The 21,742-nt window shown below is 55.9% G+C and carries 19 protein-coding genes; 5 read left to right on the forward strand and 14 right to left on the reverse strand.

Annotation, left to right across the window (positions count from 1 at the left end):
• Positions 1 to 473: 473 nt before the first annotated feature.
• Complete coding sequence (rarD, locus tag KKW20_RS11165) at positions 474 to 1,367, reverse strand: EamA family transporter RarD (RefSeq protein WP_214567976.1); 894 nt, start codon at positions 1,365 to 1,367, stop codon at positions 474 to 476.
• A 223-nt stretch (positions 1,368 to 1,590) separates the two neighbouring features.
• On the opposite strand from rarD, the gene KKW20_RS11170 reads away from it, so the two are divergent.
• Complete coding sequence (locus tag KKW20_RS11170; RefSeq protein WP_214567977.1) at positions 1,591 to 2,334, forward strand: glycosyltransferase family 2 protein; 744 nt, start codon at positions 1,591 to 1,593, stop codon at positions 2,332 to 2,334.
• An 85-nt stretch (positions 2,335 to 2,419) separates the two neighbouring features.
• Here the strand turns inward: KKW20_RS11170 and KKW20_RS11175 are convergent, their stop codons facing one another.
• The 8 genes from KKW20_RS11175 to KKW20_RS11210 form a co-directional block, all read right to left on the reverse strand.
• Positions 2,420 to 4,873 (reverse strand): GcvT family protein, encoded by a 2,454-nt coding sequence (locus KKW20_RS11175; RefSeq protein WP_214567978.1) that lies wholly within the window; start codon positions 4,871 to 4,873, stop codon positions 2,420 to 2,422.
• 37 nt (positions 4,874 to 4,910) lie between these two features.
• Positions 4,911 to 5,942: a GlxA family transcriptional regulator gene (locus tag KKW20_RS11180; RefSeq protein WP_214567979.1), complete on the reverse strand. Its 1,032-nt coding sequence runs from the start codon at positions 5,940 to 5,942 to the stop codon at positions 4,911 to 4,913.
• Between the two features lie 60 nt (positions 5,943 to 6,002).
• A complete protein-coding gene (locus tag KKW20_RS11185; RefSeq protein WP_214567980.1) occupies positions 6,003 to 8,456 on the reverse strand; it encodes a GcvT family protein in 2,454 nt (817 codons plus the stop codon).
• 37 nt (positions 8,457 to 8,493) lie between these two features.
• Positions 8,494 to 9,117, reverse strand: a complete 624-nt coding sequence (locus KKW20_RS11190; RefSeq protein WP_214567981.1) for a LysE family translocator — start codon at positions 9,115 to 9,117, stop codon at positions 8,494 to 8,496.
• A 1-nt stretch (position 9,118) separates the two neighbouring features.
• Complete coding sequence (locus KKW20_RS11195) at positions 9,119 to 9,493, reverse strand: GFA family protein (protein ID WP_214567982.1); 375 nt, start codon at positions 9,491 to 9,493, stop codon at positions 9,119 to 9,121.
• A gap of 10 nt (positions 9,494 to 9,503) precedes the next feature.
• Complete coding sequence (locus KKW20_RS11200; protein ID WP_214568233.1) at positions 9,504 to 10,073, reverse strand: helix-turn-helix domain-containing protein; 570 nt, start codon at positions 10,071 to 10,073, stop codon at positions 9,504 to 9,506.
• A 262-nt stretch (positions 10,074 to 10,335) separates the two neighbouring features.
• Positions 10,336 to 10,788 carry a GAF domain-containing protein gene (locus KKW20_RS11205; RefSeq protein ID WP_214567983.1) on the reverse strand — a complete coding sequence of 151 codons (453 nt, stop codon included), beginning with the start codon at positions 10,786 to 10,788 and terminating at the stop codon, positions 10,336 to 10,338.
• A 63-nt stretch (positions 10,789 to 10,851) separates the two neighbouring features.
• A complete protein-coding gene (locus tag KKW20_RS11210; RefSeq protein ID WP_214567984.1) occupies positions 10,852 to 12,030 on the reverse strand; it encodes an acetyl-CoA C-acyltransferase in 1,179 nt (392 codons plus the stop codon).
• Positions 12,031 to 12,181: 151 nt separating this feature from the next.
• Between KKW20_RS11210 and KKW20_RS11215 the strand changes: the two genes are divergently transcribed.
• The 3 genes from KKW20_RS11215 to KKW20_RS11225 all read left to right on the forward strand — a co-directional run bounded on the left by KKW20_RS11215 (position 12,182) and on the right by KKW20_RS11225 (position 14,962).
• Entirely contained in the window at positions 12,182 to 12,529 is a 348-nt protein-coding gene (locus KKW20_RS11215) for an STAS domain-containing protein (protein WP_214567985.1), read from the forward strand.
• Between the two features lie 43 nt (positions 12,530 to 12,572).
• Positions 12,573 to 13,025 carry an ATP-binding protein gene (locus KKW20_RS11220; RefSeq protein ID WP_214567986.1) on the forward strand — a complete coding sequence of 151 codons (453 nt, stop codon included), beginning with the start codon at positions 12,573 to 12,575 and terminating at the stop codon, positions 13,023 to 13,025.
• Between the two features lie 350 nt (positions 13,026 to 13,375).
• A complete protein-coding gene (locus KKW20_RS11225) occupies positions 13,376 to 14,962 on the forward strand; it encodes a gamma-glutamyltransferase family protein (RefSeq protein WP_214567987.1) in 1,587 nt (528 codons plus the stop codon).
• Positions 14,963 to 14,979: 17 nt separating this feature from the next.
• Here the strand turns inward: KKW20_RS11225 and hspQ are convergent, their stop codons facing one another.
• The gene (hspQ, locus tag KKW20_RS11230; protein WP_214567988.1) at positions 14,980 to 15,306 is read right to left on the reverse strand and encodes a heat shock protein HspQ; all 327 of its coding nucleotides are present in this window, start codon (positions 15,304 to 15,306) and stop codon (positions 14,980 to 14,982) included.
• Between the two features lie 211 nt (positions 15,307 to 15,517).
• Here hspQ and KKW20_RS11235 point away from each other — a divergent pair, with 211 nt between their 5' ends.
• Positions 15,518 to 16,099, forward strand: a complete 582-nt coding sequence (locus tag KKW20_RS11235) for a transglycosylase SLT domain-containing protein (protein ID WP_214567989.1) — start codon at positions 15,518 to 15,520, stop codon at positions 16,097 to 16,099.
• Positions 16,100 to 16,199: 100 nt separating this feature from the next.
• On the opposite strand, the gene KKW20_RS11240 is transcribed toward KKW20_RS11235, so the two are convergent.
• The 4 genes from KKW20_RS11240 to KKW20_RS11255 form a co-directional block, all read right to left on the reverse strand.
• Entirely contained in the window at positions 16,200 to 16,805 is a 606-nt protein-coding gene (locus KKW20_RS11240; protein WP_214567990.1) for a LolA family protein, read from the reverse strand.
• A 246-nt stretch (positions 16,806 to 17,051) separates the two neighbouring features.
• The gene (locus KKW20_RS11245) at positions 17,052 to 17,399 is read right to left on the reverse strand and encodes a RidA family protein (RefSeq protein ID WP_214567991.1); all 348 of its coding nucleotides are present in this window, start codon (positions 17,397 to 17,399) and stop codon (positions 17,052 to 17,054) included.
• A gap of 74 nt (positions 17,400 to 17,473) precedes the next feature.
• Positions 17,474 to 20,518 (reverse strand): DNA translocase FtsK, encoded by a 3,045-nt coding sequence (locus KKW20_RS11250; protein WP_214567992.1) that lies wholly within the window; start codon positions 20,516 to 20,518, stop codon positions 17,474 to 17,476.
• Between the two features lie 11 nt (positions 20,519 to 20,529).
• A complete protein-coding gene (locus KKW20_RS11255; protein ID WP_214567993.1) occupies positions 20,530 to 21,711 on the reverse strand; it encodes an aminotransferase class I/II-fold pyridoxal phosphate-dependent enzyme in 1,182 nt (393 codons plus the stop codon).
• Between the last annotated feature and the right edge of the window lie 31 nt (positions 21,712 to 21,742).

Raw genomic sequence — 21,742 nt, forward strand, 5'->3', positions numbered from 1 at the left:
TGTCGTCCGCGCCGTCTGGCGTCCCGTTGTGCGCCTCAGCGCCGCCGGTGAAGTGGGTTCTAAGGTTATCACCCACTACCCGCAACCCCTTTTTTCTCAAAAATACAGATTTTTGCGATGTTTTTAAAAAATCACATAATATCAATGATTTGCGATGGTTAAACATTGCCTAATTTCGCCTATCAATTTGGAAAGACGACCTTAGCGCCGTCAAAATGCCCCCATAGGATGTGCTTTGCCCCCGACTCTCGGGGTTTCATCGTTTGATTCATGCAGGAGAACCCGAAATTTGGGCGAGTCAGCATCCGATTCACCCCTGATTTTTCCAAAATAAAGTTCCGGGTGATTCATTTTTCGGGAATCTGTCATGAGATTCGACCGAAAAACCTGCGACCGTAGAGAATCTCGTCAAGATTCTATCGTGGAGTCGACAAAGCCCCGCCCAAATCACTTAGGCGGGGCTTTTTCATGTCTTATGCACGCTTCCAGGCACGCAACATTGGGAAGGTGTAGATCACCAGTGCCAGCCAGATCAGAGGAAAGGCGTAAACGCGCATTCCGCCGAACGGTTCGTTAAAGACGAAGACCGCAATCAAGAAGATCATCGAGGGGGCGATATACTGTAAGATGCCCACCGTGCTCATCCGCACGCCCTTCGCCCCATTTGCATAGAGCATGAGGGGAACCGAGGTGACCACACCCGCGCAAAGCAACAAGACGGTGGTGCCCGGCATTGTCAGAAAGACAGCCTGCCCAGTGACAGACAGATACACCATATAGGCCAAGGCAAATGGCGACAGGATCAGGACCTCTAGCAGGAACCCCTGATTGGGGCCGATGGGCAGTGACTTTTTGAAGTACGCGTAAAAGCCCCAGGTGAACATCAACGCCAGCGCAACCAGTGGAAGGCGCCCGGCGTCAAAGGTCAGGATGACCACGGCGGCGGCGGCAAATCCGATTGCAAGCATCTGGGTGCGGTTCAAACGCTCGCCCAGCAACACCGCCCCCAACGCAATTGAGAAGAGCGGGTTGATGTAATAGCCCAATGCGGCCTCAAGCGCCTGACCATTGCCGATGGCCCAGATATAGATGCCCCAGTTGACCGAGATCAGCGCAGCGGTCAGGCCCGCCTGCGCCAGCATCCGCGGATTGCCCAGCGCCTCGCGCAGTTCTTTGGTGCGCTTCAGCGCAATCAACACCAAAGCGGCGACCGGCACGGACCATACCACCCGGTGCGCCACCACCTCGGCGGCGGGAACATGGGACAAGGCTTTCATATAAAGCGGCAGGAACCCCCACAGAAAATAGGCGGCGATCACAAATGCCAATCCTTGGGGGGTGTCGATGTTGTCGGGTTTTTGGGTCATAGCGCGCTCCTTACTGAACATGTATGGCAAATCAATTGCCCGCACGCGATGGGATAAATGTGCGACGGTTCATCACGATCTTTGATGAGACCCGATCCTTGTTTTCCACGCCCCCTCCCCCAGCCGCCACACATATATATGTCATCAGTTTTTGGCGCCGGTCCCGCACTGGTCGCGCGGCTGGGAATAGGCTATTTCGGTGTGGAACTTTTCGGAACCCAACATGACACAGACCCCCACCGTAAGCGTGATCATCCCCACCTATAACGCCGAAGCCTTTCTGCGTGACACGGTGGCCTCGGTTCAGGCGCAAAGCTTTACCGATTGGGAGCTGATCTTGTCTGATGATGCATCACAAGATGGGACCCTTCCGTTGGCGCAGGAATTGGCGCGACAAGACCCACGGATCAAGATCGTACAGGCCGCGCAAAACGGTGGGGCGGCAAAGGCCCGCAACCGCGCCCTTCAGGCAGCAACCGGGCGCTATATGGCCTTTTTGGATGCGGATGATAAATGGCGCCCTGAAAAGCTGTCTCGGCAACTTGCCTTTATGGCCCAAACCGGCGCCGCGCTCAGCTATACCGAGTTTATGCGCCATTTTGAAAGCGAAACTCGTCACGTAGCCTTACCAGCCACCGTGGATCGCAAGACCCTGCTGCGCGGCAACCTGATTGCCTGCTCGACCGCCATCTATGACCGTGCGCAATTGGGGCTGGTGGAAATGCCCGACGTGCGGATGCGGCAGGACTTTGGATTGTGGCTGCGTATTTTGGATCAGATACCCATGGCGCATGGGCTGCAAGAACCGCTGATGGATTACACAGTGCGCAGCGATTCACTCTCGTCCAATAAGGTCAAAGCCCTCGCCGCGACCTGGCGGTTGTTTCATCAGGTCGAAGGGTTTGGCGTGCTGAAATCGACCTGGCTGCTGGCCCATGTGATCGCGGGTCGATTGCGGCGCGGATGAAAAAGGCGCACCCCGGATGGGATGCGCCGACTTTATGTTTAGCTCACACTATATATAGCTCGCGTTTGAAGCACCCCTTTTGGGGTCAAACCTTCACCCGTTCTGACTTCGGATCATACATGGGTTTCAACGATGCTTCGGCCTTTACCTTCACGCCGCACACGTCAATTTCATAGGATGAGGCCAGAACATCCGCGGGTTTCTCACCCTCGCAAGGCACATAGCCCAGACCGACGGCCGCGCCCAACGTGTGACCATAGTTGCCCGACGACAGATACCCCACATATTCGCCGTCCCGGATGATCGGTTCATTGTGAAAGAGCAGCGGTTCCGCATCGGTCAGCTTAAACTGAACCATGCGCATCTTGGGACCCGTTTCTTTGCGGGCAATCACCGCCTCGCGACCGATGAAATCACAACCTTTGTCGACTTTGACGGCAAAGCCCAGCCCGGCATCCACAACGTGATCTTCGCAGGTGATGTCATGGCCAAAATGGCGATAGCCTTTTTCGATCCGACAGCTGTCCATCATATGCATGCCGCAAAGCTTTAACCCCATGTCCTGCCCTGCTTCGTGCAGCGTCTCAAACACATGGCCCGCCATGTCGGTGCTGGCATAGATCTCCCATCCGAGCTCACCCACATAGGTGACGCGGTGCGCGCGGGCGAGGCCCATGCCCAACTCGATCTCTTGCGCGGTGCCAAACGGATTGGTCGCATTTGAGAAATCATTGGGCGACACTTTTTCAAGCAGCGCACGCGCATTTGGACCCATGATCGCCAGCACACCTTCGCCCGCGGTCACATCGGTGATCACCACGTTGAACGCGCCCTTATGTCGCATCATCCACGTTTGATCCGCCAAACGGGTCGCCGCCGGGGTCACCACCAGATATGCGGTCTCAGACAGCCGGGTCACGGTCACATCCGCCTCAATCCCACCTGTCCGGTTGAGAAATTGCGTATAGACGATCTTGCCGTTGGGCACGGAATAATCGCCGCCACCCACATAGTTCAAAAACGCCTCGGCGTCCGGGCCTTCAACACGGATTTTCCCAAAAGACGACATGTCATACATGCCAACATTTTCCCGCACCGCGCGATGTTCTGCGGCTGAGTTTTCAAACCAGTTCTGGCGCTTCCACGTATAGTGATAGTCCCGTTCCTGGCCTTCATTGGCAAACCAGTTGGCGCGCTCCCAACCAGCGATTTCCCCCATGACCGCCCCTTGTTCCAGCAGGTGATGGTGGAACGGTGTGCGCCGCACGCCCCGTGCGGTGGCCTTTTGGCGATAGGGGTAGTGGTCGGCATAAAGCAGGCCCAGCGTTTCTTTCGACCGCTGAAAGAGATATTCCTTGTTGCCCTGAAACGGTTGCATCCGGGATACGTCAACATCCCCCAGATCAAACGGTTTTTCCCCGCTGTCCATCCATTCGGCCAAGGCCATGCCCGCGCCGCCCGCAGATTGAATGCCGATCGAGTTAAAGCCCGCCGCGACCCAGACATTGTCCATTTCAGGCGCAAGCCCCAGATGATAGGCATCATCCGGCGTGAAGCTTTCCGGCCCATTAAAGAACGTATGGATGCCCGCCTCTGCCAACATCGGCATCCGGTCACAGGCTTGTTCCAAGATCGGTTCAAAGTGGTCAAAATCTTCGGGCAGCTGATCAAATTCAAACGTGTCGGGGATGCCCTTCATCGCCCAGGGTTTTGCGTTGGGTTCAAACGCACCGAGCAACATCTTGCCCGCATCTTCTTTGTAATAGGCGCATTCGTCCGGTACGCGCAGCACCGGCAATTGCTTCAGCCCTTCGATGGCCTCGGTCACGATATAGAAATGCTCACAGGCATGCAGCGGCACATTCACCCCCGCCATGCGGCCAACTTCGTGCCCCCACATACCGGCGCAGTTCACCACCATGTCACATTCGATATGACCACTGTCGGACCCATCATCCGCCACCCAATCCACACCCGTGACCTTGCGACCCTCTTTGACGATTTCGGTGACTTTGATGCGCTCTTTGACGATGCCGCCACGTTGGCGCGCGCCTTTGGCCAAAGCCAGCGCAATATTGGCCGGATCGCCCTGTCCGTCGAGCGGCAGATGCACGGCACCGACCACGCCTTCAAGGTTGATATGCGGGTAAAGCTCTTGCACGCGTTCGTTGGAAATCTCTTCGACCTCCACCCCAAACGCGCGGGCCATCGCCGCCTGACGGTAAATCTCTTCGCGACGCTCTTCGGTCAGCGCCACGGTGATCGACCCACAGCGTTTAAACCCGGTGGCAACCCCGGTTTCTTCCTCAAGCGCGCCGTAGAGTTCTTGAGAGTATTTCGCGAGCTTGGTCATATTGGCGGTGGCGCGCAATTGCGCAATCAGCCCAGCCGCATGCCAAGTCGTGCCGGATGTCAGTTGTTTGCGTTCCAGCAACACAACATCGTTCCAGCCTTTTTTCGTCAGGTGATAGGCCACGGAACAGCCGATGACACCGCCACCAATGATGACCACACGCGCGCGCTTAGGAAGGCTCATCATCATACTCCTTGTTGGATTTGCTCTGGTTTTGACTCTTTCATTCGCATGGCATCGCGCGCAGAGATGTATCATAATCGCCATAATTGGCGTGTTTCACACATCGCCGACCGATCTGGTTCTTATCATGCTTGCGCAGATCCGTTGGCGTGACCCCGAAATGACGGCGGAACAGTGACGAAAACCCATTTGGAAAACCGCACGCCAGACCAACATCCCGCACGCTAAGCTTGGTTCTTAACAGCAACGTGTTGGCTTGGTTCAGGCGCAGCTCGCGATAGTACCCATTTGGGGTCACATCAAAATGCGACCGGAAATGACGCTCAAGCGAGCGTTCGGAAATTCCAAGAAACCCGACCAATTCGGAAATCAGCAGCGGTTCTTCCAGGTTGGCCTGCATCAATTCAATGCATTGATCCAACGCCCGGTTGCCCGTCACGGACAGTTCTTTGCCACCAAAAGGTTGCAAGCTGGACAACGCGCGGATGTTTTCATGAAGCATAATGTCGCCAACTGTCGCAACAGACGCCGCCGAAATATGCGCACCCAGCAAGGACAACATCAGATCATAGGTGGCCGCCATGCCAGCGCTGGTCGTGATCCGACCGTCATCCACCGCCAAAGCATAAGACCCTGCGCCCGGCGTGCCGCGTTCGTTCAAAACCGCACGATTTTCCCAATGCGTCGTATGACCCGGCCCTTGTTCACCGCTTTCCGCAATAAACCGACTGGCTGCTTCGGACAGCAACACCACCTTTGCCCCATGCCACATATAGGCGGAAGCAATTGGTTTTACCGATAACTCTGGGTGCTCTGGATTGGAATTCCCCAAGACAAAAAGATAGTCGGCTTTGGGGCGTTCGGGGATCGGACTTGTCGCAACCATCGCTTCGGACCGGCATCCAATTGGGCCCCCGGATTTCGAGCGAAACGCCCAATCAAACACCCTTCGAGCCGTGACACGATTGGCGATGCGCAGGATTTCCACAACGGCAGAAAACTCTGTCAGAACAAATCCTTCAGCGACATACAGATCGACCGTTACAGGTGTATTTTTTGCTGGATCAGACATGTACAAACCTCCTGATGGAGCGCCCCTTCCACATACATTCACGCGGAAGGGGCCGTTTTATCAAGCCCGGATACGGGCGTTTTCCGGATCCCAAAGCGGCTGATCTTCCTGCACCACCGCACGGAAGCTTTCGCCGTAGATGTCGATGGACACTTCGGTACCCGGCACCGCCAGATCCGACCGGATCATGCCATAGGCGATCGACTTGTTCACGCGATAGCCCCAGCCACCAGACGTGGTTTCCCCAACAACCTCGCCGCCATGTGAAACGCAGGACATATAAGGCGCATCACAGTCGCCGGCATCCACGACCATGGTCACAAAACGCTTGGCAATGCCCCGCTGTTTTTCGACCAAAAGGGCGGCTTTGCCTGGGAAATCCTGCGGTTTATCAAGTTTGACAAAACGCTCAAGCCCCCCCTCAAGCACCGAATAATCGGTGGACAATTCGCCTTTCCAGGTGCGGTATCCTTTTTCAAGACGCAGCGAATCCAGCGCATACATGCCAAACGGCACGGCGCCCGCTTTGGTGATCGCGTCATAAAGCGCGGGTTGGTTGGCATTGGTGCAATGCACCTCCCAGCCCAATTCGCCGGCAAAGCTGACACGGACCAGACGGCAGGGGGTGCCGGCCACGGTGGCGTCCTGATGGGTCAACCACCCGGTCGACAAATCAGCCTCGGTGCCCAAGCTTTCAAACAAGGCACGCGTTTTGGGGCCGGTCACGATCATGGTGCCAAATTCGGTGGAGTGGTCGGTCAGGGAAATCCCCGCGGGCAGATCCTTTTTCAGCACTTCGAAATCATGCCATTGTGCCGCCGCCGCGGTGATCATGGTGAAATGATCCTCGGCGTGACGCATACAGGACATTTCGGTCAGGATCCGGCCGCGATCATCAGCGAAATACACAAGGTTCATCCGACCCGCTTTGGGCAGACCCCCGGTGACTTTTCCGCGCAGATATTCCGCGGCACCCTCGCCTTCCAGATTGAACCGCGTGAACCCCGGCAAATCCAGCACGCCAACACCGTCACGCACCGCTTCGCATTCTTCCTGAACACGCACCTGCCACGGACCAGAGCGGCCCCAGGTGTGGGTGGCCTCAAGCGATGTATCATCGCCGTCTTTGGCGAACCAATTGGCGCGCTCCCATCCATTATAGGCACCCATTACGCCACCTTTGGCGATCACGGCATCATGGGCCGGCGACAGTTTCTTGCCGCGCCCGGCGGGCCATTCGTGATGCGGGAAATGCATGGCATATTCGTTGCCATAGGTTTCCATGCCTTTTTGCACGCAATAATCGTGATCGGTGTAATCGGTATAGCGGCGCGGATCGACGGCCCACATGTCCCATTCGGTGGCCCCATCGACAATCCACTCGGCCATCACCTTGCCGGCGCCACCACCCTGAGCAATACCAAAGGTAAAGACGCAGGCCTCAAAGGCGTTTTTCACGCCGGGCATTGGGCCGATCAGCGGCAGACCATCCGGCGCATAGGGAATCGGCCCGTTGATCACACGCGACACACCCGAGGTTTGCATCAGCGGCACCCGTTCCATCGCGTCAGTCACGATCTCTTCGATCCGGTCAAGGTCGTCATTCCAAAGCTGGAAGCTGAAATCCTCTGGCATCGGGTCTGCGTCGTCTTCCCAATGCGCCTTACAGTTGGGTTCATAGGGCCCAAGGTTATAGCCGTGTTTTTCCTGACGCAGGTAATAAGAGACATCCACATCGCGGATCAAAGGCAGTTTTTTGCCGCCATTTGCCTTGGACCAGGCCTCAACTTCGGGGATTTCATCCGTCAGCAAATATTGGTGGCTCATCACCATCATCGGCACGCTGCGACCGCCGTAGGGTTTGAACCATTCGCCCACGCGCTGCGCATAATATCCAGCGGCATTGACCACTTTCTCACAGGCGATGTCACCCTTTTCGGTGTGCACCGTCCATGTGCCATCCTCATGTTGGGTCACGCCGGTGGCGGGGCAAAAGCGGATGATCTTTTGACCCATGTCGCGTGCGCCTTTCGCGAGAGCCTGGGTCAGCTGCGCGGGGTCGATATCGCCATCTGTAGGGTCATACAACACCCCTTCCAGATCATGGGTTTCAAGGAACGGGTAATGTTCTTTGGTCTCTTCCGGCGTCCACATCTCCATCTCGATGCCCTGATAATGCCCCATGGATTTGGCACGCTCAAATTCCTGCATACGCTCTTTGGTGTGGGCCAGACGGATCGAACCCGACTGGTGGTAATTCATCGGGTAATCAACCTCTTCACCCAAACGCGCATAAAGCTCGGTTGAATAGCGTTGCATGTTCATGATCGCCCAAGAGGTCGAAAAGGTCGGCACATTCCCGGCCGCATGCCATGTCGACCCTGCGGTCAGTTCGTTCTTTTCAAGCAGAACACAATCGGTCCAGCCTTTCTTGGCCAGATGATACAGCGTTGAGGTGCCAATAACGCCGCCGCCAATAATGACAACGCGGGCTTTGGTGGGGAAATCAGACATTTGGGGCTCCCAGTGAGTAGATGTTCAGTTTAGGTGTTCAATTCCAGGCCAGACGCGCGGCAAGAGCGCCAAAAATCACGGCTGCGACCTTATTCATAATGTGTGTAGACCGACGCACACGGTCGGCAGCCAAACCGGCAAAGGTGCCAATCAAAGCATCCGAGATGAAGCCGCCAAACGCCAGCAATCCCCCAAGAAGGACAATTTGGTGCCATTCTGGTCCAACCTCTGGCCGAATGAACTGCGGCAGGAATGCAAGGATAAACAGGATGACTTTGGCGTTCAGGATGTTGGTCAAAAAACCGCGCCGAAACGCGCGCCACAGGTCTGCGCGCCCTTCACGTTCGTCGGTTCGGCTTTCGGCGCGCCAGGAATGCCAGGCAAGCCACGCCAGGTAAGCCGCCCCCGCATAACGGATCACATCCAGCGCAACCGGCGTCGATGCGATCAACACCGCCAGTCCTGCCGCCGCCAACGTCACATGGCACAGCACCCCCAGAATGATGCCAGCGGTGGCTGCAACGCCCGCTTTCGGTCCACCTTTTACGCCCGAGGCGATGACAAACATCATGTCGGCACCGGGGGTCAGATAAAGGACAACTGATGCGCCGACAAAGGTGGTGATCAGCCAAGGGTCCATATTCAGTAGCGTTTCGATCATACTATTGCTCCTTTTGCGGAAGGCCGTCGGCGATTTGATAGTAATCGCCCTTGTCAGCCACAAAGATATGTTTTTCGAGCGTCAAGCCCGTGGGCCCGTCGATGGCCCCCAGAGAGAAGCTGATTGTGTCCTCAGCATGTGCTTTCCAAAACAGGAAGGATCCGCATGTGGGGCAACTGCCGCGCTTGGCAATGGGGCTGGCCTCGTACCACGCGACCGGGCCAGTTACGGTCAGATCTGTTTCAGCGACAAAGGCAGACGACCAGATGCCGCCTGATTGTTTACGGCACTGACCGCAATGGCACATCGAGACCCCTTTGGGGGTCGCATCCGTTTCAAACGTGATCCTTTTGCACAGGCAACTTCCACGCAACATGCTGTTATCCTTAATAAACTGGAGGGGCGATAACCCAGATGGCCACCGCGGGTTCATCGTAGGGGTTGGCCCATTCATAAACGGCGTATTTGATGCGAAAGCTGTCGCCCGGGCCCACGGTAAATGCCCGCCCGTTGATGATCAGATCCAGCTTTCCCGACACCAGATACCCGACCTCTTGTGTGGGCCGATCGGCGGGTCTTTCCATTCTGGAGCGTGGCGCAAACGTGGAATGCACCATTTCAAAATCATCGGTAAGATCAGGCGATAGAAGCTCTTCTCGTAACCCTTCTTCCCCCGATCCCATTGGTCGGCGCGCGCCAGAACGCACCACAAAACCGTTTTCTTCGACGGGGGCTGAGGAATGGGCAAACAACAGCGACATTGGCACATCCAGCGCTTTTGCAATGGCGCGCAGATCGGAAATCGACGGTTCTGACATGTCACGCTCGACCTGGCTTAACCAGCCAACGGACCGGCCCAGCGCCTCGGCGAGATCAGACAAAGTCAACCCGCGGGACTTACGCAACGCACGAAGGTCTGCCCCTAGGCTTTGGGATTTTGTCGGGTCTATTTGCAGCACGCTTGGCTCTCCCTGCTGACCAGATTCGGTCTTATGACAGGTTGATCATGAACTAATTCATGAAATTTTCACGTCTTTTTTCACGAAGAATGCAAGAAATCTGCAAAACCGTTTAATAACAACCGGTTATATCAAAAGCCCATTCACCGGACACATCTCTCTCGGCAAGGTGCGCTGCCCCTCGCGCGAAAAGCCCCCCAGGCTTTTCAAAATTACCCTCGACCCCCGAGGTATTTTTGGCAAGAAAAAGAGCGCGCGGTCAGCGGGCGAAGGTGGTGTCGAGAATTTGCGTCAATTCGGTTGCGTCCTCTTGGGTAAACGCATCGGGCAAATCACTGTCGATGTCAAAAACAGCGATGACCTGTCCAGTCGCGTTCTTGACCGGCAGAACCAGTTCAGACCGGGTGGAGCTGGCACAGGCGATGTGGCCGGGAAAGGCATCAACATCCGCCACCAATTGCACCGCCCCCGTGCGCGCGGCCGCCCCACAAACGCCCCGAGAAAACGGAATTTTCAGACAGCCATGCCCGCCCTGATAGGGGCCGATCTTCAACAGCTCTGGTTCGGTGACGCGGTAAAACCCGGTCCAGTGAAAGCGGTCATCGGAATGATGCACTTCGCAGGTCACGGTGGCCATCAAAGCGACCTCATCCGTCTCGCCCTCGGTCAGGGACGCGATGGTTTTTGATAGATCCAAGTAATTGACGCGCATGACATCCCCAAACGAAAAAGGGCGCAGGTGATCCGCGCCCTTCCCCCTATTTAATCGCGATTGTTACGCGCGTTCAATCGCAATGGCTGTACCTTCGCCACCACCAATGCAAATCGCCGCCACGCCGCGTTTCAAGCCACGCTTTTCAAGCGCGTTCAGCAGCGTCACGATGATCCGCGCACCAGAGGCGCCAATCGGATGGCCCAGCGCGCAGGCGCCGCCATTTACGTTCACCTTGTCGCGCGCAATGCCCATTTCATGCATGAACACCATGGGAACCACGGCAAATGCCTCGTTCACCTCCCACAGGTCCACGTCATCCACAGCCCAGCCCAAACGGTCGAGCAGTTTTTGCGCCGCGGGCACAGGTGCCGTGGTGAACCAATTGGGTTCTTGGGCGTGGCTGGCGTGGCCCATAATGCGCGCGCGCACCTTAAGACCGGCGGCCTCAGCGGCCTCTTCCGACGCAACAACCAAGGCGGCCGCCCCGTCCGAGATGGACGACGCATTGGCCGCCGTCACGGTGCCGTCTTTTTTGAACGCAGGCTTCAGGCTTGGGATTTTTTCCGGGCGGGCGTTGCCGGGCTGTTCATCTTCGCCAACCACAACATCCCCTTTGCGGGTCTTGATGGTGACGGCGGCAATCTCGCCTTCGAACGCGCCCGTTTTCTGGGCTTCAAGCGCGTTGGACAAAGATTTCAGCGCGTATTCATCCTGGGCTTCGCGGGTGAACTGAAATTTCTCGGCGCATTCCTCGGCAAAAGCGCCCATCAGGCGGCCTTTGTCATAGGCATCTTCCAGACCATCCAGAAACATGTGATCCACAACGGTGCCATGGCCAATCCGCGCACCGCCGCGCATTTTGGGCAAGAGATAGGGCGCTTCCGTCATGCTTTCCATGCCGCCGGCAACCATGATATCCGCACCGCCCAGCGCCACTTGGTCATAGGCAACCATAGTGGTTTTCATGCCTGATCCACACATTTTGTTCAGCGTGGTCGCGGGAACCTCTTGGCCTAAACCCGCTGCAAACCCTGATTGACGCGCCGGGGCCTGACCTTGGCCTGCGGGCAATACACAGCCCATCAACAGCTCTTCGATCTGCGAAGGCTTGGCGCCTGCATCGTCCAAAGCCGCCTTGATCGCAGCCCCGCCGAGTTCTGACGCAGTCACACCAGAAAACGTTCCTTGAAATCCACCCATAGGCGTGCGTGCCGCACCTGCAATCACAACGTTCTTCATATCAGGCTCCATCATCTGTAATTTTCTACCTTCCGCTTACCGAATGGTAACGATCGCCGTCTAGTCTCATTCCAAAGTGACCCACCGTAACACCGCAAACTCAACGGTTTTCGGGGTGGGAACCGGGGAAATTGCTGCGAGGAGAACCATTGTGCAACTGAGTTTTGAAGATATCGACGCCGTCCGTGTTATCACCATCGGCGAAAGCCGGATTGATGCGGCCATCGCCATTAGCTTTAAAGATAACATGCGGGAACTGACCGATACCGGCCCGGATCGCGTGGTCTTAGACATGACAACTGTCGACTTTATCGACTCCAGTGGCCTTGGTGCCGTTGTTGCCGCGATGAAACAAGTTGATGCCGGGAAAAAGCTTGAATTGGCTTGCTTGTCACCAACCGTTGCCAAAGTGTTTCGGTTGACCCGGATGGACACCGTCTTCGCCATCCACGCGAATATGCAAGCTGCCCTAGGTGGCGGTTTGGCCAACGCATCCTGAGATCACTGGATCTATGGGCGAAGCACATAATCATATATCAGAGATGGCATCCGCCAATCGGAACGGCATCCACATTGTCTTTCCCGGCGACAATCTTGCTGTACGCAAAGCTCTTCGGTCTGTCTTGGATGGGTTAAAACATCTTGAGCTTCCGGGCGAGGTTTTGTCCGTCGTTGAGATTGTCGTCGCTGAATGTCTGAACAATGTTGTCGAACACGCCTATGCTGATGACACCCAAGGCATGATCGAAATCAACGCCCGGCTGCGTGAAAATGCGCTGTGGTTCAGAATTGTGGACGACGGTTTCCCCATGCCAGCTGAAACCTTGCCAGACGGACACCCACATGATCTGGACGCGATGCAAGATGATCTTCCTGAAGGCGGGTTTGGATGGTTCCTCATCAGACAACTGACAAATGATCTGCAATATGTCCGCGATGAAGACCAAAACCGCCTGACATTTTCAATCTCAACGGTTGAACATAAGCCTCACTAGATTATTTCTACGCATGAAAATTCAGCATGATCGGGCGACGTCCTAGATCATCAATAGCCATGCATTGTGCACTGACAGATACCCATCATCCAGCCCCCATCATCGGGCTTACAATCCCTCCCTTACCTTACGTCACCAAATGGCCCAACTTCCTCCCTGATACGGCCCTAAATCATTGTCAGGTTAGGGGAGTAGCGTAAAGCTTGCCCTGATGCCGTATTGAACAGCCCCCACCCAGTTTGCGGCATCAGGGATAATTTCTCTTCCACCAAACCTCTCCGCAGTCTCTTGTACAATTGTCCCCTGCAAAAACTTGTCCTAATGTTCATTTGACAACAAATAGGTGGGCAATGCGTAACTTTCATCTTCCTGGCCGCTCCCCGGCATTTGCCACCAATGGAATGTGCGCCACATCTCATCCGCTCGCCGCGCAAACGGCTCTGGAAATTCTCAAATCTGGCGGGAACGCCGTGGACGCCGCCCTTTCTGCCGCCGTTTTGCTGGGGTTTTGCGAACCGCAAATGACGGGTCTTGGCGGTGATTGCTTCGTGTTGCTCTCCCCGCCCGGAACCGAAGACGTCATTGCTCTGAATGGGTCAGGTCGTGCGCCCGCCGCATTGAATCCCGACCGATTGCGCGCCTCGGGGCATTCAATAATGCCACTGCATGACGCCGTTTCGGTTACCACCCCCGGGGCCATAGATGCCTTTTGCCGTTTGGCAAAAGACTGGGGCCGGCTAAGCCTTGCGGAGATTTTGGCTCCGGCGATCCACTATGCCGAGGACGGAATACCCGTTGCACCGCGCACGGCGTTTGACTGGAAAATTGCGGCACGAGCCGGTGTGTTATCTGGCGTTTCCACGGGGTACTACTTGCGCAACGGTCAAGCCCCATTACCGGGGGACTTGTTTCGGGCGCCTAAACAAGCAGAGGTCTTGCGGCGCATTGCTCTTGCCGGGCGCGACGGGTTTTATCTGGGCGACGTCGCGGAAGATATGGTCACGAGCTTGCAGGCTGCGGGCGGATGCCACAGTTTACGCGATTTCGCCGAGACAGAAAGCTTCTACACCAAACCCATCGCTGGCCATTACAAAGGAATTGAGCTGGTTGAGCATCCACCAAACGGACAAGGAGCAACGGCGATTCTATTGGCTAAGATGCTGGAATGTTTTAATCTTCCTGAACTTCGCCCAAACGGCGCCGCGCGGGCCCATATTGAAGCCGAAGCCACCAAGCTGGCCTATGACGCGAGAAACCGATTTATTGCTGACCCCGATTCAACCAAACGGCTCGACCATATGTTATCGCCGGAAACGGCCGAACGGCTGGCCGCGCGTATTCATCCGACCCGCGCCATGGTCAATCCTGTGGAAATCAGCGAGTCCGTACATAAAGACACTGTCTACATCACCGTTGTTGACCGCGACCGCATGTCGGTGTCGTTGATTTACTCGATTTTCCACGCCTTTGGGTCAGGGATTTCCTCAAACAAGTTTGGCATTCTGTTTCAAAACCGCGGCGCTGGATTTAACCTGACACCGGGTCATCCGAATGAAGCGGGTGGGGGCAAGCGCCCGATGCACACCATCATTCCGGGGATGATTCGGGAACGTGGAAAAGTGATTTTGCCGTTTGGTGTGATGGGCGGCGCCTATCAACCCTGTGGGCATGCGCGTTTTCTCACCAATCTTGTGGATTATGGCATGGATATCCAGACCGCCATCGACGCCCCCCGCAGTTTTGCCGATGGGGGGCTGTTGAAGGTTGAACAGGGCTATGAGGACAGCGTGTTGGCGAGACTCGCTGAAATCGGTCACACATTGAACACCCCCGAAGGGCCGATTGGTGGTGCGCAGGCCATTCGTATTGACCATGATCGGGGCGTGCTGATGGGCGGGTCTGATCCACGCAAGGACGGATGCGCGATCGGTTACTAATTGAATTTAAACGATTTTTAGTTCAGCTGAAAATGCAGCGGGTACAGGCCATCTTCGAATTCACCAAACAGATCCGGCAAATCTGGGTGGCTGACCGGCTCGCCTGAATAATCCGCAATCAGGTTTTGCTCGGACACATAGGCCACGTAGTAGCTTTGGTCATTTTCAGCGAGCAGGTGGTAAAAGGGCTGTTCTTTAGATGGGCGACTTTCCTCGGGAATAGCCTCGTACCAATCTTCAGTGTTCGAAAACATAGCATCCACGTCAAAAACCACACCCCGAAAAGGGTGTTTGCGGTGGCGCACAATTTGGCCAAGGTGGTACTTTGCGTGTGTCTTCAACATGATTTCAGCCCTTAGAACTTGTTACTACCTTGTTCGTTTCAGGCTTGTCCATGCAGTCAGGGTGATTTTCTAGGAAACAAATTGTCACTCGTTGACTGAAGGAACCAATCATACCCCGCGTCGGCGCAGATGTGATCATGTTCGACATTTTCAAATGCGCCAAAAGCCGGTATAATTAGCGCAATAACGTATAACAATGCGAGTGAGGCACATGAGCAGGTTTCTTCGCGCAGCCATTATTCTGATGTTCGTCGCGTCTTGCGGGGGGGGATCCTCCAAGGCGCCGCGAAACTTGGACAATGCCTGTAGCATCATTAAGCAGCGGCCCAAGATTTATCGGGCCATGAAAAAAACCCAACGAAAATGGGGGGTTCCGGTACATGTGCAAATGGCCGTGATCCATCAGGAATCAAAATTTATCCCCGACGCGCGCACCCCTGTGCAATATGTTTTGGGTGTTTTACCGATGGGTCGTCAAAGCTCGGCCTATGGGTATGCCCAAGCCCTTGATGCCACATGGAAAGAATACCAACGCGCCGAGGGCGGACGCAGCGCCAAACGCACGGATATCAAAGATGCCACCGACTTTATGGGTTGGTATATGAATGGAACCCGCGACGTCACCGGAATCCCATTGTCGGATGCGCGCGGACAGTATCTGGCCTATCATGAGGGGCGCACCGGCTATCTTCGCGGCACCTATAAAGGCAAGTCCTGGTTGATGCGCGTTTCTAGTGAAGTCGCTTCAAGATCAAATACTTATCGGTCTCAACTTGCAAGTTGCCGACGCTAATCGTCTGATTTTGGATCACCTGAATCGCCTGGTGCAGCCGAACATCAATAACTGTGATGCATAGAAAGGCCGCCTAAAAAGGTGGCCTTTTTTATATGGTCTACTGCCCTCGGTTGCGCTTTCTGAGTTCGACATTTATCGAAAACAATCCAGAACCCAATGCGCCGCCGGTTTTCAATTCCCCCAAAATCACCGTTGTTTCGCCACCCGCATTGTCCGTGATCACCCATTGGCGCAGCTCGGTCGGGTTTGATGTGAACATCATTTTGATGCTGCCATATTCCGGGTGTGTCGGGTCCTGCGCCACCACGGACGTCGACGTTCCATCATAGCTGTGGCCCACCACCATCCGTTCCTGACCAAGATTCACATTCTTCGCCAAAATCACCGAAAGTGGCGTTTTCTTCAGCGGATATTGCGTAGGGCCAGCGTTAGATTTTCCATCAAAAATAGCAACTTGCGAGCCGCCAACCACCACAAGCGCGTCTTGGGGTGGGTTATACTCAAACCGCGCGCGCCCCGGGCGTTTGATGTAAATCGTGCCGGTCGAAATCGTCCCATCATCGTTGAGCTGCGTAAATTGCGCCTGTGCGGTTTTCAGCCCGTTCAGATATTTTGAAATCTCATTAAGAGATAATTTTTCGGCCCATGCAGGCCCTGCTGCGACCACAGCAACAGCGGCCAAGGTCATACGAATGACGTTCATAAATCCTACCTCATACTTCCGGGCCAGTTTGCCCGTTTTATGCGGTTGATTTAACCCCAAACCTGCAGTGATAGGCGATAACACGCCAGAAACGGATGAGATGGGCAGCGGCGAAAAAACTGTAAACTCTTTAAAGTTTCAAAACCGAAATCTTTAAACTCTTTACAGGTCACATGGGCAAAACTTTAAACTTTTGCACCCTGCCGCCGCCCAATCTTTAAACATTTTACACCCCGAAAAACCGGGTTATTCGCTGCACGCCGCCGTCACGATGATCTCAACCTTTAGGTCAGGGCTGGCCAAATGGGCCGAACCTGTGGCTCGGGCGGGGGCATGGCCTTTCGGCACCCAATTGTCCCAGACCTCATTCATCTCGGCGAAGTCTTTCATGTCATCCAACCAAATCACAGCCTGCAACATCTGTTCGGATGAAGAGCCAACCTCCAGCAACAGCTTTTCGATCCGCGCCAGACATTCGCGGGTCTGTTCTGCAACCGAAGTGCCGGGATTGCCGACTTGACCAGACAGGTAAACAACACCTTTGTGGGTCACGCTTTGGCTCATGCGGTCATTTGTGTAACGTCTTTGAATCATACTCTGCCTCGTGAGTAATGGCGCGGGGTCTCTTTGGACCCCCACGCTCGGTTCTTATGGTTAATTTTTGGTTGTTATTGCTGTTCAGGAATGAGAATTTCGCGCTTGCCCACATGGTTCGAGGCTGAAACCAAACCTTCATCCTCCATCTGCTCCACAAGACGGGCGGCTTTGTTGTAACCAATCGCCAGCTTGCGCTGAATGTAAGAGGTCGAACATTTGCGATCCTTGATCACAATCGCCACCGCCTGATCGTAAAGCGCATCTTCGCCATTGGTGTTGCCACCGGTGTTCAGACCAAGAACGGCATCGATATTGTCGACCTTGTCCTCATCCGGCCCCTCGACCACGCCGCCGATATAAGATGGGGGGCCATAGGATTTCAGATAGGTCACGATTTCCTCAACCTCTTCATCCGATACAAACGGCCCATGTACACGGGTGATGCGCGCACCGCCCGCCATGTAAAGCATGTCACCCATGCCCAACAATTGCTCGGCGCCCTGCTCGCCCAAAATGGTGCGGCTGTCGATTTTTGAGGTCACCTGGAACGAAATCCGCGTTGGGAAGTTCGCCTTGATGGTGCCGGTAATCACATCCACCGATGGGCGTTGTGTGGCCATGATGATGTGAATACCAGACGCCCGCGCCATTTGCGCAAGACGTTGAATACACGCCTCAATTTCCTTGCCCGCAACCATCATCAGGTCGGCCATTTCATCAACCACCACCACGATATAGGGGAGTTTTTCGGGGGTGATTTCTTCCGATTCGAAAATCGGCTCGCCGGTGTCATCGTCAAATCCGGTCTGAACCGTGCGTTCAAACATTTCGCCTTTGGCCAGCGTGTCTTTGACCCGACCGTTATAGCCCTCGATATTCCGCACGCCCATTTTGGACATTTTCCGGTAACGGTCTTCCATTTCACCCACCACCCATTTCAGGGCAACAACCGCCTTTTTCGGGTCGGTCACAACGGGCGACAGAAGGTGCGGGATGCCGTCATAAACCGACAGTTCCAACATCTTTGGGTCGATCATAATCATCCGGCAATCTTCTGGTGTCAGACGATACAAAAGCGACATGATCATCGTGTTGATGGCCACGGATTTACCGGACCCGGTGGTCCCCGCGATCAACAGGTGAGGCATCTTGGCAAGGTTTGCGACGATGGGATCACCCCCGATATCTTTGCCCAGCGCCAACGGCAGCCCGTGGTTGCCATCGCCAAAGTCGCGGGTCGAAAGGATTTCGCGGAACGAGACCATTTCGCGCTTTTCATTGGGCAGTTCGATGCCAATCACGCTGCGGCCCGGCACGGTGGACACACGGGCGGACAATGCGGACATGGAACGCGCGATATCATCCGCCAATCCGATCACACGGCTGGCTTTCAAACCCGGCGCGGGTTCAAGTTCGTACATGGTGACAACGGGGCCGGGGCGCACGGATACGATCTCGCCTTTTACGCCGTAATCATCGAGCACGGTTTCCAACATGCGCGCATTTTCCTCAAGCGCTTCATCCGACAGGTGGTGACGTTCGATGGTCGCCGGATCCGCAAGCAGGCCGAGCGGGGGCAGTTCAAATTTTGGGGCGTTTTCGTCGAACTTCAGGCTTGGTTGCGCCTCTGAACGGGCTTGGGTCGACGTCTGGACAGGCTTGCGGACTTTGTGTTCCACAACCTTTTTGGTCGACGGCACAAACCCTGCAGAGGGGGGCGTAAATACGCGCGGTGCTGTGGCCGTGGCGGGCGTGGCCATCAGGTCTTCGACCACCAGTTCGCCTTCGTCCATGCCCATGGCGGTGGCGAAATCGGGCGACATTTCATCTGGTTCATAGCCCGCATAGACGCTGTCATCAAAATCGGTGGCTTCGGCAAACGGGGCGACCACATCATTTGGCACGGCGGCTTCCAGGATCATCGGATCCGGGCTGCGGCGATGGCGTGCCACGGCCCGCGCCATTGGGGGTTCATCGCGCATTGCGCCTGGCGCAGGGGCGGTGGCCATGGTGCGCGAGCGGTTGCGAAGGGCCGTTGCCACTTTGGCTTTGATCCGGTCTTCGCCGCCTTCCGTTTCAGGGATCTCCCCTTCAAACGCGGGTTGTTCCACCAATTCAGGCTGCGGCGTTGCCCGACGCATCAGCGACGCCAAAAGGCCCTGTTTTTGAACGGGTTCTGGTTCCACATAAGCGCCGAAGTCATCATCGTAAACGGGGTGATCTTGTGCACTCACAGGGGGTTCCATGTGATAGTCCCGTGCGGTTGCGCCACGTTTGATCGCGGCGGTGCGAAGGGGGGGCGGTGATGAGAACACTTCATCCTCAAGCACATTTTCGGCGGCCTCTTCAGCCAAACGCAGCTCTTCTTCGCGCGCTTCGGCACGGGCCTCAGACCGGGCAGCGCGGCGTGCGCTGATGCCTTTGGCGGCCACAACAGTTCCAACAGCCGCACCCTTGGCGGCGCCCTTAACGCTTTTGCCCAAAAGCGCCATGATGCCCGCGTAGGTCATGATCAGACCGACCAGCAGGAAATGCCCAATGCGTTTCAGTTCAGCCATATTCAGGCCAAGTACAAAGCCCAGCGCCACGACGGTCGCAGCGCCCGCCACAACGGACATCAGCTTTAGGGAAAATGCGATGCCAAACGGAAGGGCGGCCAGAAATGCGCCCAAAACGGTGTCACCAAACAGCCCCCCCATGCCAAAGGAATGGGTCCAGGTCACGCTTGTCACCAGGGTCGAGGCATAGACCGCGGCAAGCGCCACGGCGATGGGCGCAAAGATCACCCGCGACACGGCACGCTCGCCGCCCATGTGAAAGGTAAACCGCAGGCCCCAGATGACCAGAATAAGCGGCAAGGCCCAGCTTCCGAGCCCCGAAATCACCGACAAAGGCGAGGCGATAAAGGCGCCGATGCGCCCCAATGCGTTTTGTGCGGGCGCTTCTGTGGCCGACATCCAACCGGGATCTTCTGGTGAGTAACTGCCCAAAATCAGCGCGATAACGATGCCGACGACAATCAAGCCGATGCCAATCAGCTCTTTCCCGCGCCGTTCAATCACCGCTTGGGTGCCACTGTCAAAGATCGGATCTCGTTGCTTCGCCTGAAACGCCATTCCGCCTACCCTCACGTATAGAGACAGTCACGGAGCTTGATCAGCCCGCGCTGCATTTCTTGTTTTGGGGCCACCATGGCGGCCCGAATATACCCCTTGCCGGGGTTAAAACCATCAACGTCCCGCGACAGATACGCGCCGGGCAACACCCGCACGCCGGTCTCGGTCCATAGCTTCACGGCCGCCGCTTCGCCGTCTTCCACCGGAAGCCACAGGAAAAACCCGGCCTCTGGCGACATGTATCCCGGCACGCCGGCAAACACCTCGTCCGCGATCTCGAATTTTTCCTGATACAGCGCACGGTTCTCGGCCACATGCACATCATCCGCCCAAGCGCGTTCTGAAACACGTTGCAGCGGCAGGGGGATCGGCGACCCCGCGTAATTTCGCAAACGCCGGATGCGCGCGATGCTTTCGGGGCCGGACGCCACAAAGCCCGACCGCAGCCCCGGCAGATTTGATCGTTTTGACAGCGAGTGGAAAATGGTCACACGCTCAGGATCTGCGCCGCCCTCATGCGCCACTTCCATTGCGCCCACGGGGGGCGTGTCGCGGTAAATCTCGCCGTAGCATTCATCAGCGAAGATTTTGAAATCAAACTTTTCCGCCAGCTGGATCAGATTGGCCCAGTAATCGCGGTCCGCCACAGCGCCCTGCGGGTTGGCGGGCGAACAGATATATGCCACTTCGACCCGGTTCAAAACCTTGGGCGACAGCGACATATAGTCGGGCAAATGACCGGTTTCGGCAGTGGCTGGCACAAACATCGGTTCGGCCCCAATGGTGCGCGCGGCCACGGCGTAAACTTGGTAAAACGGGTTTGGGATCAAAACGATAGGCTGTTCACCACGCGAGGTTTCCTCAGGACACAGCGCCAAAAGCGCGTTGTGCAACCCTTCGCGGGTGCCGTTTAGGGCCATGATCTGATCAACGGGCATATCCACCGAATAACGGCGTTTCAGATAGCCTGAAATCGCCGCCAGCAATTCGGGCGTGCCTTCATTGGTGGGATAGCGCCCAAATTCATGGGAATGCGCGGCGATGACATCCATCACCCAGTCCGGAAAGGCGTGTTTCGGTTCGCCGATTGTCATATGCACAGGATCGCCGCCCGGATCCAAATGATCCAGGAGCGCGCGCAAACGCGGAAATGCATAGGCTGGTAAGCCGGAATACCGCTCGGGAAACGTCATAGAACGTCTCTACCTCTATATCTGCCTCAGG

It is taken from the genome of Aliiroseovarius lamellibrachiae (genome assembly GCF_018599245.1).
In the GTDB taxonomy this organism is placed as follows: Bacteria; Pseudomonadota; Alphaproteobacteria; order Rhodobacterales; family Rhodobacteraceae; genus Aliiroseovarius; species Aliiroseovarius lamellibrachiae.

Bases quoted from the DNA above. Each gene is read 5' to 3' on its own strand.
- rarD (WP_214567976.1), bottom strand. From the start codon at position 1,367: ATGACCCAAAAACCCGACAACATCGACACCCCCCAAGGATTGGCATTT.
- KKW20_RS11170 (WP_214567977.1), top strand. From the start codon at position 1,591: ATGACACAGACCCCCACCGTAAGCGTGATCATCCCCACCTATAACGCC.
- KKW20_RS11175 (WP_214567978.1), bottom strand. From the start codon at position 4,873: ATGATGAGCCTTCCTAAGCGCGCGCGTGTGGTCATCATTGGTGGCGGT.
- KKW20_RS11180 (WP_214567979.1), bottom strand. From the start codon at position 5,942: ATGTCTGATCCAGCAAAAAATACACCTGTAACGGTCGATCTGTATGTC.
- KKW20_RS11185 (WP_214567980.1), bottom strand. From the start codon at position 8,456: ATGTCTGATTTCCCCACCAAAGCCCGCGTTGTCATTATTGGCGGCGGC.
- KKW20_RS11190 (WP_214567981.1), bottom strand. From the start codon at position 9,117: ATGATCGAAACGCTACTGAATATGGACCCTTGGCTGATCACCACCTTT.
- KKW20_RS11195 (WP_214567982.1), bottom strand. From the start codon at position 9,493: ATGTTGCGTGGAAGTTGCCTGTGCAAAAGGATCACGTTTGAAACGGAT.
- KKW20_RS11205 (WP_214567983.1), bottom strand. From the start codon at position 10,788: ATGCGCGTCAATTACTTGGATCTATCAAAAACCATCGCGTCCCTGACC.
- KKW20_RS11210 (WP_214567984.1), bottom strand. From the start codon at position 12,030: ATGAAGAACGTTGTGATTGCAGGTGCGGCACGCACGCCTATGGGTGGA.
- KKW20_RS11220 (WP_214567986.1), top strand. From the start codon at position 12,573: ATGGCATCCGCCAATCGGAACGGCATCCACATTGTCTTTCCCGGCGAC.
- KKW20_RS11225 (WP_214567987.1), top strand. From the start codon at position 13,376: ATGCGTAACTTTCATCTTCCTGGCCGCTCCCCGGCATTTGCCACCAAT.
- hspQ (WP_214567988.1), bottom strand. From the start codon at position 15,306: ATGTTGAAGACACACGCAAAGTACCACCTTGGCCAAATTGTGCGCCAC.
- KKW20_RS11235 (WP_214567989.1), top strand. From the start codon at position 15,518: ATGAGCAGGTTTCTTCGCGCAGCCATTATTCTGATGTTCGTCGCGTCT.
- KKW20_RS11240 (WP_214567990.1), bottom strand. From the start codon at position 16,805: ATGAACGTCATTCGTATGACCTTGGCCGCTGTTGCTGTGGTCGCAGCA.
- KKW20_RS11245 (WP_214567991.1), bottom strand. From the start codon at position 17,399: ATGATTCAAAGACGTTACACAAATGACCGCATGAGCCAAAGCGTGACC.
- KKW20_RS11250 (WP_214567992.1), bottom strand. From the start codon at position 20,518: ATGGCGTTTCAGGCGAAGCAACGAGATCCGATCTTTGACAGTGGCACC.
- KKW20_RS11255 (WP_214567993.1), bottom strand. From the start codon at position 21,711: ATGACGTTTCCCGAGCGGTATTCCGGCTTACCAGCCTATGCATTTCCG.